Origin of the sequence: Streptomyces sp. NPDC005566, assembly GCF_040605575.1 — a bacterium.
Lineage (GTDB): Bacteria > Actinomycetota > Actinomycetes > Streptomycetales > Streptomycetaceae > Streptomyces.
Genome location: NZ_JBEXDB010000009.1, coordinates 123,516 through 135,866, shown reverse-complemented (window position 1 = coordinate 135,866; position 12,351 = coordinate 123,516). Strand labels below are relative to the sequence as shown.

General features: G+C 69.8%; 11 protein-coding genes. 4 read left to right on the top strand and 7 right to left on the bottom strand.

Features of this window, described 5'->3' with window-relative positions:
• Positions 1-213 precede the first annotated feature (213 nt).
• The 3 genes from ABZS61_RS16480 to ABZS61_RS16470 all read right to left on the bottom strand — a co-directional run bounded on the left by ABZS61_RS16480 (position 214) and on the right by ABZS61_RS16470 (position 2,420).
• Positions 214-597 carry a nuclear transport factor 2 family protein gene (locus ABZS61_RS16480; protein WP_356420610.1) on the bottom strand — a complete coding sequence of 128 codons (384 nt, stop codon included), beginning with the start codon at positions 595-597 and terminating at the stop codon, positions 214-216.
• Positions 590-1,138 carry a DUF1697 domain-containing protein gene (locus tag ABZS61_RS16475; RefSeq protein WP_356420608.1) on the bottom strand — a complete coding sequence of 183 codons (549 nt, stop codon included), beginning with the start codon at positions 1,136-1,138 and terminating at the stop codon, positions 590-592. The genes ABZS61_RS16480 and ABZS61_RS16475 overlap by 8 nt, the downstream gene beginning before the upstream one ends.
• Before the next feature lie 79 nt (positions 1,139-1,217).
• The gene (locus ABZS61_RS16470; protein ID WP_356420605.1) at positions 1,218-2,420 is read right to left on the bottom strand and encodes a S8 family peptidase; all 1,203 of its coding nucleotides are present in this window, start codon (positions 2,418-2,420) and stop codon (positions 1,218-1,220) included.
• Between the two features lie 371 nt (positions 2,421-2,791).
• On the opposite strand from ABZS61_RS16470, the gene ABZS61_RS16465 reads away from it, so the two are divergent.
• Complete coding sequence (locus tag ABZS61_RS16465) at positions 2,792-5,107, top strand: MMPL family transporter (protein WP_356420602.1); 2,316 nt, start codon at positions 2,792-2,794, stop codon at positions 5,105-5,107.
• A gap of 42 nt (positions 5,108-5,149) precedes the next feature.
• On the opposite strand, the gene mgt is transcribed toward ABZS61_RS16465, so the two are convergent.
• The 4 genes from mgt to ABZS61_RS16445 are packed head-to-tail and all read right to left on the bottom strand — an operon-like array spanning position 5,150 to position 9,482.
• Positions 5,150-6,349, bottom strand: a complete 1,200-nt coding sequence (gene mgt, locus ABZS61_RS16460; protein WP_356420599.1) for a macrolide-inactivating glycosyltransferase — start codon at positions 6,347-6,349, stop codon at positions 5,150-5,152.
• A gap of 54 nt (positions 6,350-6,403) precedes the next feature.
• Positions 6,404-7,708: an extracellular solute-binding protein gene (locus tag ABZS61_RS16455; RefSeq protein WP_356420596.1), complete on the bottom strand. Its 1,305-nt coding sequence runs from the start codon at positions 7,706-7,708 to the stop codon at positions 6,404-6,406.
• Entirely contained in the window at positions 7,708-8,547 is an 840-nt protein-coding gene (locus tag ABZS61_RS16450) for a carbohydrate ABC transporter permease (RefSeq protein ID WP_356420593.1), read from the bottom strand. Before ABZS61_RS16450 ends, ABZS61_RS16455 begins: the two co-directional genes overlap by 1 nt.
• Positions 8,544-9,482 (bottom strand): sugar ABC transporter permease, encoded by a 939-nt coding sequence (locus tag ABZS61_RS16445; protein ID WP_356420590.1) that lies wholly within the window; start codon positions 9,480-9,482, stop codon positions 8,544-8,546. Before ABZS61_RS16445 ends, ABZS61_RS16450 begins: the two co-directional genes overlap by 4 nt.
• Positions 9,483-9,607: 125 nt before the next feature.
• Between ABZS61_RS16445 and ABZS61_RS16440 the strand changes: the two genes are divergently transcribed.
• From ABZS61_RS16440 to ABZS61_RS16430, 3 genes are all read left to right on the top strand, one after another.
• Positions 9,608-10,474, top strand: a complete 867-nt coding sequence (locus tag ABZS61_RS16440) for an aminoglycoside phosphotransferase family protein (protein WP_356420588.1) — start codon at positions 9,608-9,610, stop codon at positions 10,472-10,474.
• 98 nt (positions 10,475-10,572) lie between these two features.
• The gene (locus ABZS61_RS16435; RefSeq protein WP_356420585.1) at positions 10,573-10,980 is read left to right on the top strand and encodes a hypothetical protein; all 408 of its coding nucleotides are present in this window, start codon (positions 10,573-10,575) and stop codon (positions 10,978-10,980) included.
• Positions 10,977-12,323, top strand: a complete 1,347-nt coding sequence (locus ABZS61_RS16430) for a hypothetical protein (protein ID WP_356420583.1) — start codon at positions 10,977-10,979, stop codon at positions 12,321-12,323. The genes ABZS61_RS16435 and ABZS61_RS16430 overlap by 4 nt, the downstream gene beginning before the upstream one ends.
• Positions 12,324-12,351: the final 28 nt, after the last annotated feature.

The following is a 12,351-nucleotide window of genomic DNA, read 5'->3' as shown; positions in this document are numbered from 1 at the left end:
CGCCACGGTCCGCCGAGCCGGTGCGCGCATGACTGCGGGGCTCACACCCCGCCCCGCACGGCCTCGCCCACTTAGCGCCGAATTGCCCAGGCGATCCACATGGCCGGAATCAGGCCCTCCGGCAAGAATCAGCCGGTTCTGGTGCAGACATCAGACCGGGGCGGCACTCTTGCGGCCCCGGCCCGGTCTGTGCTGCACGGCTGCGTGGCCCGGTCAGACCTCGGCGAAGGGGTCGTCGATGAACGGGGTGGCCTGGTGGAAGTACAGCTGCCAGCCGTTTCCGGTCAGCCTCCACAGCGAACTGCGGTGCGAGCGCAGCCCTTTGGACTCCGTGTCGAATGTGAGCTGCACCAGATCCGCGGCGAGCTGCTCCCCCCGCATCCGTGAAGCGGTCAGGGGGCCGGGCGTGGGCGCGTCGTCGGCGGTCAGTGCGGCGATGATCGTGTCACGGTCCCACAGCCGGCCGCTGGTGCCGATCTCCCGGAATCCGGGGTGCAGCAGGGTGGCCAGCAGATCCGCGGAGGCCCGTACCGTCGGGTCGAGGAGGCGGAGCTCGCCCTCGATGGCTGCGGCCACGGCGGGCGAAGGCTCAGTCACGCGTCATCTCCACGAGTTTGACCACCGTGTTCCAGTTACGAGTGGTGCCGATGAGGCCCTTGTTGAGGGCGGGCCGCGCGAGGGCGTCGGCCAGCTTGGAGCGACCGAGCCCTTCGGGGGCGTACAGATAGAGCTCACGCTCGCCGAGCCGGAATTCCTCGGGGCGGAACGCGGCCGCGTCGAGCGGGGCGAAGCGGGCGGCGTCGACAGGCCCGTCGAAATAGGTGACGTGCACCTGCTTGCCCTCGAGCTCGGCGGCCGGGAACGGGCAGGCGTCGGCCACGGCGGCCAGATAGGGACCGGGGCGCACCAGGCAGGTCACCGTGAATCCGAACCGCGCCTCGATGGCCTTCTCCAGCTCCGCGGCCAGGGTCTTCTCGTCACCCGACGCGCTGCTGAAGACGGCGTTCCCGCTCTGCAAGTAGGTGGCGACGTCGCCGTGTCCCAGTTCCGTGAGCAGCGTGCGGAGTTCCGCCATCGGAACCTTCCGGTGCCCGCCGACATTGATCCCGCGCAGCAGCGCCGCGTACATCGTGCTCATGCCCCCACCTTAGGTCGGTCTTCCTGCCGGTGACGGCCGCCGCGCCCCGTGGGGGAGGGCACGGCGGCCTGCGTACCTGTTACTCGACGATCTTCAGGAGCTTGTTCGCCGTGCCCTCGGTCGCATTGGAGATCGCGTCCGGGGTGGCCCCGTCGGTGAGCGCCGTGGCAACCGCCTCCGGGGTGGCGTCCGGGTGCCCGCCGAGGTAGACGGCGGCGGCCCCGACGACGTGCGGGGTCGCCATGGACGTACCGGAGATGGTGTTGGTGCCGTCGTCGCTGTCGTTCCAGGCCGACGTGATCTCCGAGCCGGGAGCGTAGATGTCCACGACGGAACCGTAGTTGGAGAACGACGACTGCTCGTCGGCCTCGGTGGACGAGGCGACCGTGATGGCCTCGGGGACGCGGGACGGGGAGCCCTCGCCCGCGTCACTCGACTCGTTGCCCGCCGCCACCGCGAAGGTGACACCGGAGGCGATCGCCTTCTGGACCGCGGCGTCGAGGGCGGGGTCCGCTCCGCCACCGAGGCTCATGTTGGCGACGGACGGGCCCTGGTGGTTCTCGGTGACCCAGTCGATGCCCGCGACGACCTGCTCGGTGGTGCCGGAGCCCGCGTCGTCCAGGACGCGCACGGCCACGATCTTCGCCTTCTTGGCGACACCGTGGGCCGCGCCCGCGATCGTGCCGGCCACGTGGGTGCCGTGTCCGTTGCCGTCGTTCGCGTCGTCGTCGTTGTCCACCGCGTCGAAGCCCGAAGTGGCACGGCCCTCGAAGTCGGTGTGCGTGACACGCACACCGGTGTCGATGACATACGCCGTGACGCCCTCGCCCGCGGCGTCCGGGTAGGTGTACGCGCTGTCACCCGCGGTCTCGGTCTGGTCGATCCGGTCCAGACCCCAGGACGGCGGGTTGTCCTGCGTGGCGTTGATGCTGAACTTCTTGTTCTGGACGACCTTGGAGACGGCCGGGTCGGCCGCGAGCCGCTTGGCCTCGGTCTCCGAAAGACCGCTGGCGGAGAAGCCGTTGATGGCCGAGGTGTAGTTGCGCTTCAGCTTGCCGCCGTACTCCTCGGCGAGCTCCGCCTTGTCGGCCTTCTGGTCCAGCATCACGATGTAGCTGCCGGAGACGGCGGTGGCCGCGTCGGCCCCGTAGACGGTGCCCAGCGCGGGAGCCGGAGCGGCTCCCGCGAACGAGGTGTTCATCAGGGTGACACCGGCCGCGGCTGCCACGGCGGTTATCGCGGCGGTCAGCTTGATCCGGCGTGCGCGCTTGTGAATTGCCATGAAGAGGGCGCTCCTCGTCATTCTTTGTGGGGGGATTGACCCTCGGCCGGAAATTCTCCGGGGGCTGCCTCGAAACCCTGCTCGATTGACGCGCCCAGATCAAGACCTTCATGCAGCCGTCACGCAGTCACCAGACTTTCGACATAAAAAACACAGCACCTCCCGGCCGGGTCGGGCAACCGACACCAACCGCCTTTACGTGTAAGGGGCTTACATCCTCCTCGTCGGGGATCCACCCACCCCGCAAGGAGGAGAAATGCCCCGCGCCGGTTCACCAGGGAGCAGGAGGAGCGGCCTTTATTCCGCCCATAGCTTCGAAGTGGAGACGGTGGCACCCCGCCGGCGTCGCTCACGAGGGGGCTGTCCCGGTCATGGGAAAAACGGATTCGGCGCGCAAGGGAACGCCGCGGGTACGCGGCATCGCCGCCCGAGCGGGTGGCTGGAGTGCGCGGCACCGGTGGGCGGCCGTGGGCATCTGGGTGCTCTTCGTCGTCCTGGCGATGGGCCTCGGCACGGCTGCCGGCCGGGTCGACGTCAAGGACAGTGAGGCGATGTCCGGCGAGGTGAGCCGGGCGGTCCAGATCACCGAGAGCGCGGGGCTCAAGAACTCGGTCGACGAAACGGTGCTGATCCAGGCGGAGGACGCCTCGGTCAAGGCGACGGCACCCGAGGTCCGCGCCGCGGTCGACTCGGTGATCGAGGCGGTCGAGGCCACCGGTGAGGTCACCGGGGTGACCTCGCCCTACGACTCGAAGTCCATCTCCGACGACGGGCGTACCGCGCTCGTCCAGTTCGAGATCAGCGGCGACCGGGAGACGGCGACGGAGCGCATCGAGCCCGTCCTCACCGCCGTCGAGAAGGTCCAGGGGGAGCACGACGGGCTGGTGATCGAGGAGATCGGCGACGCCAGCATGAACAAGACCTTCGACGACGCGTTCGGCGAGGACTTCAAACGGGCGGAACTCTCCGCCGTACCGGTCGCCCTGGGAATCCTTCTGATCGCTTTCGGGGCGCTGGTCGCCGCGCTGCTGCCGGTGGCCCTGGCCATGACGGCGATCGTCGCGACCATGGGGCTGATGGCCCTGGTCAGCCATGTCCAGCCGATGAGCGAGACCGCCGACTCGGTGATGCTCCTGGTCGGCCTCGCGGTCGGCGTCGACTACTGCCTGTTCTATCTGCGCCGTGAACGGGAGGAGCGGGCCGCGGGACGCGACGCCCGCACGGCCCTGATGATCGCCGCGGCGACCAGTGGGCGCGCCGTGATCGTCTCCGGAGTGACGGTGTGCGTCGCGATGGCGGGCATGCTGTTCACCGGGATCGCGGAGTTCGAGGCGATGGGCCTGGCCTCGCTGATGGTCGTCGCGGTGGCGATGGTCGGCTCGGTGACGGTCCTGCCCGCGCTGCTCTCCCTGCTGGGTGAGCGCGTCGACAAGGGCCGCCTGCCGTTCATCGACCGGATCAAGCGCTCCCGCGGCAAGGGCTCCGGAAGCGGCGAGGGCTCCGGGAGCGGGGAGAGCCGGGTGTGGCGTGCCGTGCTCACCTCCGTGCTCCGCAGGCCGTGGACCTCCTTGGTCCTCGCGGCCGGCGCACTGGCCGCCATCGCCCTGCCCGCCCTGGGCATGAACACACAGAACCTCACCCTGGACCAGGAGTTCGGCGACTCCCTCCCGATCGTGCAGACGTACGATCGGCTCAACGAGGCGTTCCCCGGCGGCGCCGACCCTGCGCGGGTCGTGGTGAAGGCCGAGGACATCAACGCAGCCCCGGTACGTGAGGCACTGGCCGAATTCCGCCGCCAGGCCGTCGCTTCGGGGGCCTCCAAGGGCCCCGTGGACATGGTGACGCATGACGCGGAGAACATCGCGATCATCTCCGTCCCGCTGGTCGGGGGGTCCGATCAGGAGAAGGCGGAGAAGAGCCTGGACCTGCTGCGCGACCATGTACGGCCGGACACCCTGCTCAAGGCCGACGGGGTCGAGGCACCGATCACCGGCCAGGTCGCCGGTTCGAAGGACTTCAACGACCAGATCGTCGGCTCGGTCGTCCCGGTCTTCGCCTTCGTGATCGTGTTCGCCTTCGTCCTGATGCTGCTCTGCTTCCGCTCGCTGACGATCGCGGTGACGTCGATCCTGCTCAACCTGCTCTCGGTGGGCGCCGCCTACGGCATCCTCACCGCGGTCTTCCAGCACGGCTGGGGCGCCTCGCTCGTCGGCGCCGAGGGGGTCGGCGCGATCATCTCCTGGCTGCCGCTGTTCCTCTTCGTGATCCTCTTCGGACTCTCGATGGACTACCACGTGTTCGTGGTGTCGCGGATCCGTGAGGCCCGGATGCAGGGCCGCACGACCCGGGACGCCATCGCCCACGGAGTGGTGTCGACGGCGGGCGTGGTGACGAGCGCGGCGGTGATCATGGTCGCGGTCTTCGCCATCTTCGGCACGCTGTCCATGCAGTCCATGAAGCAGATGGGCGTCGGCCTCGCCGCCGCCGTCCTGATCGATGCCACGATCATCCGCGGGGTGCTGCTCCCGGCGGTCATGGCGCTGCTCGACGAGCGCAACTGGTACATGCCCGCGTGGCTGCGCTGGCTGCCGGACCTGACCCATGACGAGTCGGCCCTGACCGATGCCGCTCCGGCCGCCGCGCCTGCGGTGCGCGGGGACGACGAGCCGGAGCGCGTCACGGTCTGACCGGCGCCGGGAGCGACTGCGGCACGGTGGCCGCGTCCGGAATCAGGCGGGCAGTTCGGCCTCGATGAGGTCGGCTGCCCGCTTCGTGCCGCCCTCCCCCGCCATCCGCTCCTGCACCCGGGAGAGCTTCTCGGCCACCTCCGGGTCGTCCACCAGGGCGAGGACGGCGGCGCGCAGGGACGCCGCGTCGGCCTCCTCCTTGGGAAGGTGCCTGGCCACACCGAGGGCCTGGAGCATGTCCGCGTTGCCGTACTGGTCGACGGCCTGCGGGACGGCGACCATCGGGGTGCCGGTGGCGAGCCCTTCCTGACTGCCGCCGGCACCCGCATGGGTGATGAAGGCGTCCGCCTGCTTGAGAACGGACAACTGCGGTACCCAGGAGTGCACTTCGATGTTCGCCGGTATGTCCCCGAGCGCGGACGGGGCGACATGCGTGCCGATCTGGAGCACGACGTGCCAGCCCGGCAGATCACCGAAGGCCTTGACGCACGCGCGGTAGAACTCCGGCTCGTCGGTGAACGAGGAACCGAGCGACACCAGCAGCACCTTCCCGGCGTCGGCCGGTCGGTGCCACTCGCCCTGGTCGGCCCGCTCTCCCTGGCAGGCGCCGACGAAGGCGTACACGTCGTGGTCCACCCGGTCGGCGTGGGGCTGGAGCGCCTCGGGGATCAGGACGACGGCACGGCGCGGCCGGGCGACGAAGTCGTCCGAGGAGACGCCCTCCAGGCCGTTCTCCGCGAGCCAGCCCTGGAAACGCGCGTAGTAGGCCCGGCCCCGCTCGGTCTCCTTGAGCCCGGCGGTCATCGGCTCGCCGATCTCCTTCTCGTACCCCTCCCACGGGACCAGGTTGGGCCACAGGGAGACGGCGGGGACGCCCCAGCGGTGGGCGAGGACCCGCGCCGGGTAGGAGGTGATGTCGTGCAGCACCAGGTCCGGTTCATCACCGGCGAAGGCCTCGGCGAGCTGGGGGAGAGCCTGCACGGCGTCCTCCAGGAACGGCTCGACGTTGTCGATGAGTTCGGTGCCCCAGTCCTCCGGGTTCTCCTCGGTGGGCAGCACGGAGGTGTAGATCACCGGCTCCGCTCCGGTGGCGGCGACCTTCTCGGCGAAGGAGGCCGGGATGGCGTAGCTGACGCGGTACCCGCGGGCGACGAGCTCCCGGATCACTTCCAGGCTCGGGTTCACGTGCCCGTGGGCGGCGATGGAGAACATGGCGATATGGGCGCGCGGGGTCGGTGTCATGTCCGCCAGCATAAGCGAGACGATACGTCTCGTCCAGTCTAATGGGGTCCTCGATCAGCGCTGGTAACGGGCCAGCACCCGGTTCCCGTCCTCGACCAGGCGCTTCTTCAGCTCCTCCGTGTCGATCGCCCCGCTGTAGTACTCCTGGAGTGCGGGTGTGGCGACCTTGTCCTTCCATTCGGGGTAGCCGCGCACCGACTGCGCGGGGGCGGGGCGCAGAGCGCGGGCGAGTGCCGTACCGGTGGCCCAGCCGTTCTCGGCGGTGTGCAGCGCGGGGTCGGCCAGGGCCTTCGTACCGGTCGGCAGCATCCAGTCGCCCCGCGCGAGGCGCACCATGTTCCGCGGGCGCAGCAGGAAGTCGATGAACTGCACGGCTTCCTTCTTGTGAGCGCTGTCCTCCGCCACCGAAAGCGTCTGCGGGCTCACGCCCTGGGCGAGCCCGTCACTGCCGGCCGGTGCGGGCAGGACCGTCCACTCGAAGCCCTCCGGGGCCTGCTCGACGATCTGCTGGCGGTAGGAGAATCCGAGCGGCACCATGGCGTACTTGCCGCCGAAGAAGCCCGGGAGGGTGTCCGAGCCGCTCATGCCGAGCGCGGTGCGGGCGGCGCTGCGGTCGCTGCCGACCTGGGCCTGGACGGTGCCGGGCATGACGTGGTCACCGTCCTCGAAGCGGATGGTCACCTTGCCGTCCGCCCCGTGGTGGAAGAGCTGTCCCCCTGCGGAGAGGCCGAGGTTGAGGGTGACGGAGACCGGTTCCTTGAGCGGCCAGGCGACTCCGTACCTTCCCTTCTCCGTCAGCTTCCCGGTGATCTGCCTGAACTCCGGCCAGCTCCACGGCTTCTCGGGGGTCGGGATCCGTACCCCCGACGACTCGAGGATCTCGGTGTTGGCGATCAGGACCCGGGGTTCCTGGAGGAACGGCACCCCGTAGACACCGTCACCGAAGGTGGTGGTCCGCCAGGACTGCCGCGGGATGTCCGCGGCCAGCCGCTCCGGCAGGAGGGTACGCAGATCGGCGAGGTAGCCGCCGTACGCGAAGTCCGCGAGGTCGTCGGAGGCGTCGTGGATGATGTCGGGAGCCTCACCGCCCTCGAAGGAGGTGAGCAACTGGTCGTGGACGTTGTCCCAGCTCCCCTGGACGTAGTCCACCTGGATGTCGGGGTGGGTCGCGTTCCACTCCTGGACCAGCTGCTTGTTGGCGTCGACGGACTCCTTCTGCCAGGCGAGCGACTGGAAGCTCAGCCGGATCGTGCCGTCGGCGTCCCTACCGCGGTCGCCGTCGCCCGAACAGCCGCCGAGCAGGAGGACCAGCGCGGCGGCCGCGGCGGCGGCTGCCCTCGTCATGGTGGGCGCGCGCATCAGCTCTTCACCGCCCCGGCCGTCAGTCCGCCCGTGATCCGCTTCTGGATGACCGCGAAGAGGACGAGGGAGGGGAGGGTGGCGAGGAACGCGGCGGCGGCGAGCGGCCCGAGGTCGGCCGCGCCTTCCGCGCCGATGAAGTGGGTGAGTACGACCGGCAAGGTCTGCTTCTCCGGTGTCTTGAGCAGGACGAGTGCGAAGAAGAACTCGTTCCATGCGGTGATGAACGCGAAGAGTGCGGTGGCGACGATTCCGGGTGCCAGCAGCGGGGCGGTGACCGAGACGAGTATCCGCACCCTGCCCGCCCCGTCGACGGCTGCGGCCTCCTCCAGTTCGGGCGGCACGGCCCGCACGTAACCGGCCAGCATCCACAGCGCGAAGGGCAGCGACCACACCACGTACACCATGATCAGCCCCCACAGCGAGTTGATCAGGTGCAGGTTCTTGAGCACGAGGAAGAGCGGGATGATCACCAGGACGAACGGGAACGCCTGGCTGACCACGACCCATCCGGTGGCGGCGGTGGACAGCCTGCCCCGGTGGCGGGCCATCACGTACGCCATGGGGGTGGCGATGACGACCGCGATGACCGCCGCCGAGAGCGCGGTGACGAGCGAGTTGGCGGCGGCCCCGAGAAGCGGCTGCTCGTCGAAGGCCTGCCGGAAGTTGTCCAGCGTCGGGGCTTCGGGGATCCAGGTGGGATGCAGCGACCCCAGTTCCCGGGCAGGCTTGAACGCGGTCGAGATCAGCCACAGGAACGGGAACGCCAGGAACACGAGGTAGCACAGGAGCGCGGCGTACTGCCCCGCCCGTGCGGTCCGACCGGTTCGCAGACTCATGCGTCGTCCCCTCCCCGGAGCCGGCCGACGAGATAGAACGCGAGGATCACGGAGATCACCGCGACCATCACGCAGCCCATCGCGGCGGCATAGCCGAACTGCCCGTAACGGAACGCCTCTTCGTAGGCGAAGAGCATGGGAAGCCGGGTTCGCCCTCCCGGACCGCCACTGGTCAGCACGTAGACGAGGGCGAAGGAGTTGAAGTTCCAGATGAAGTTGAGCGCGGTGATCGCGAGCGCGACCGGCCTGAGCGCGGGCCATGTGACGGTACGGAACCGGCGCCAGGCCCCCGCACCGTCGAGCGCCGCCGCCTCGTGGAGTTCGTGCGGGGTGTTCTGCAGTCCGGCCAGCAGCGCGACGGTGGTCTGCGGCATGCCGGCCCAGATGCCCACGACAATGACCGCGGGCAGGGCGGTCGCGAGTCCGGTGAGCCAGTCCCTGCCGTCACCGAGGCCGAGGTCGCGGATGGTCTCGTTGAGGATGCCCGCGTCGGGGTTGTAGACGAGGCGCCACATCATGCCCACGACCACCTCGGGCATCGCCCAGGGGATGATCGCCAGCGCTCTGGCCAGCCAGCGCATCCGCAGGTTCGCGCCGAGCAGCAGGGCCAGGCCGAGCGCGAGCACGAACTGCGGGACCGTGACGCCGACGGCCCACAGCAGACCGATCCGGAAGGAGTCCCAGAAGAGGGAGTCGTGCAGCAGGTCCTGGAAGTTGAGTCCGCCGATCCACTGCGTGGAGCGGGTGCGGCCGGACTGGGCGTCGGTGAAGGCCAGTGCGATGCCGTACAGAAGAGGTCCGACGCTGAGGATCAGAATCGGTATCAGCGCGGGCAGCACCAGGAACCAGGAAGCCCCGTCCCGTTTACCCCGTTCACCCTGTCCGTTCCGTGGACCTCCGCGCCCGGACCGCGTCACTGCGGTCGCCAATGTCATGAATACGACCCCTTTACATCATTGGATCGGTTTCACACCTGTATGGCCGATCGGGCGGCCTCCGTCATCGTGCTGACGGTCCGTCCGTTCGTCAAGGTGGCCTGCACGGATGCGAAAATCGGGCCATGGACGAATTGCGTGCGCGAGAGGTACTGACCGCCGCCGGGCTGCCCGGCGGCGCGGAGCTGCTCGCGCTGGGCGAGAACGCGGTGTTCTCCGTGGGCGACCTGGTCGCGAAGGTCGGCCGGGATGCCACGCTGCACCCGGAACTACGGGAACGCGCCGAGCGCGAGACGGCCGTCGCCGAGTGGCTCGCCGCCTCGGGCGTACCTGCCGTACGGGCCGCGGAACCCGGCGTACGCATGGCCCTGGGCCACCCGGTCACGCTGTGGCACCGGCTCCCCGAGGCGGTACGCCCGACCGAGCCGCGGGATCTCGCCCCCCTGCTGACCCGGGTGCACGCCCTGCCCGCCCCGGACGGCTTCACACTGCCGCGCCGGGAACTGCTCGGCGGGGTCGAGCGCTGGCTGCGGCTCGCGGGCGATGCGATCGATCCGGCCGACGCCGACTATCTGCGCGGCCGGCGCGACGGCTTCGCGAAGGCCGCCGCTGCGCTTGCCCCGCACCTGACGCCGGGCCCGGTCCACGGCGACGCGCTCCCCCGCAATGTCCATGTCGGCCCCGACGGGCCCGTGCTGGTCGACCTGGAGACGTTCTCCGCCGATCTCCGCGAGCACGACTTGGTGGTCCTCGCGCTCTCCCGCGACCGGTACGGCCTGCCCGCCGCGTCGTACGACGCGTTCACCGAGGCCTACGGATGGGACGTCCGCACCTGGGAGGGCTGCGCGGTCCTGCGCGGCGCCCGGGAGACGGCCAGCTGCGCCTGGGTCTCCCAGCACGCCCCGGACAACCCGAAGGCGCTGGCGGAATTCCGCCGCAGGGTGGCATCGCTGCGCGAGGACGATCCCGAGGTCCGTTGGTACCCCTTCTGAAACAACCTGGGGGCCGCCGGTCCGTTGTCCGATGATCCTTCCGTACTATGCGTCTTGGCCGTGAGGCCGAACAGGTGCGATTGCAACGGGGGTTGCCCATGGGAACCGGAGAAGGTGGCGAGCAGAGGCTCGCGAGCTCGGCGAGCGACAAGAAGCGCGCGGCGACGTACATGGAAGAACACCTGATGCCGGACACCCAGGCCGCCGGCCGCATGGCAGCCGGCGGGGGAACGGTGAGGACCCCCTTCCTCGCCCCGTCGGCGGCTCCCCCGAGCCCCCTCATCAAGCAGGACACGGGACTGAAGGGCCTCTCCGGCTGGGCCTCGGACCAGGGCGTCTCCGACGCGCTGGGCGCCTGGCAGGGGCAGGCGAACCGGCTGATGGCCCGGTTGCAGCAGGAGCTGAACGGGCTGAAGGGCGCGAAGAACATCCTTCACAACCAGGACCTCGCGGCGGGCGCCCAGGCGAACTCCATACGGCTCCCCAGCAGTTTCGACGGGATGTGACGGGCACCACCATGACGCTGAACTACCAGGACGTGGTGACGGCCGACCTGTCCTCCCTCGCGGACGTGTCCGGGGCGTGGAAGAAGATGGGCGAACGCTTCGGTGAGCTGAAGACCGATTACCAGCAGAACGTGCAAGGCGTGCTGGCCAACGGGAACTGGCAGGGCCAGGCCTTCGGCGCCCAGCAGAACAACGCCGCGGCCACGGCCTTCGAGTTCGGGGCTGCGAAGACGGAGGCACTGGCGATAGCCAGCCTGATCACGGATGCGCAGACCGAGCTGACCCGCCTGCAGAAGGCCGTCAAGGACCTGGTCGAGGACGCCGAGAAGAAGGAATACAAGGTCGACAGCTCCGGCAAGGCGACCTACGTCGGGTACGACAACCTCTCCACGCAGGAGCGGTTCGCTTTCCAGCACGACCCCGATCACAGCCGGCTGCTGGCCGATGCCCGGGTGAAGGCGCAGGGCTGGACCGACGAGATAGCCAAGGCCGTCAAGGCCGTCGACGCCGCCGACCAGAGCGTGAAGCGGGCGCTGTCCCGCGCGACGAACGACGTCTCGTTCGACGGCATCGGCATCGGCGGGTTCAACACGCAGGCCGAGGGCGATCTGGCGAAGGCCGGTAAGCCCGACCCCAAGCCGGGCAAGGAGGACGGGTGGGTCTCCGAGACCGACTCCGAGGCCTCTGGACCGGGGGTCGGGGCGGAGGCCAGCGGTCCCAACATCTCGAAGGGCAAGCTGGCCGAGGCGGAGGCACACGCCGACCTGGGCCGCGCCAAGGCTGAGGGATCGCTCACCAACGGTCCGTTCAAGCTGGCCGGAGAGGCCGAAGCCTATGCGGGCGCCAAGGCCTCGGCGGCCGCCGGCATCACCAACGAGGGCGCCCAGGCCGAGGCCGGCGCCTTCGCGGGGGGCGAGGCTTCGGCCACCGGCACCGCCGACGCCGGCCCCGTCGGGGTGTACGGGCGGGCGGAGGCCATGGCGGGCGCCGAGGCCGGTGTCAACGCGCAAGCGGGCCTGGACGGGCTCAACGTGGGCGCCGAGGCCTTTGCCGGCGCGAAGGGCAGCGTCGGCGCGGGCGCGGACATCGGGGGAATCGGCGCGGGTGTCACGGCCGAGGGCTGGGCCGGTCCCGGCGCGGAAGCCAGTCTGAACGCCAGCAAGGACGCCAACGGCGTATGGCACTTCGGCCCGAAGGTGGGGCTCTCCCCCGCCCTCGGTGGCGCCGTGGGCTTCGAGCTCACCGTGGACCCCGGGAAGGTCGTCGATACCGTGGGTGATGCGGCCGGGGCCGTGGGAGATGCGGCGAACTGGGTAGGCGACGGAATCGGCAGCCTGTTCTGACACCCGCAACCGCGGACCCGCTGCCGTA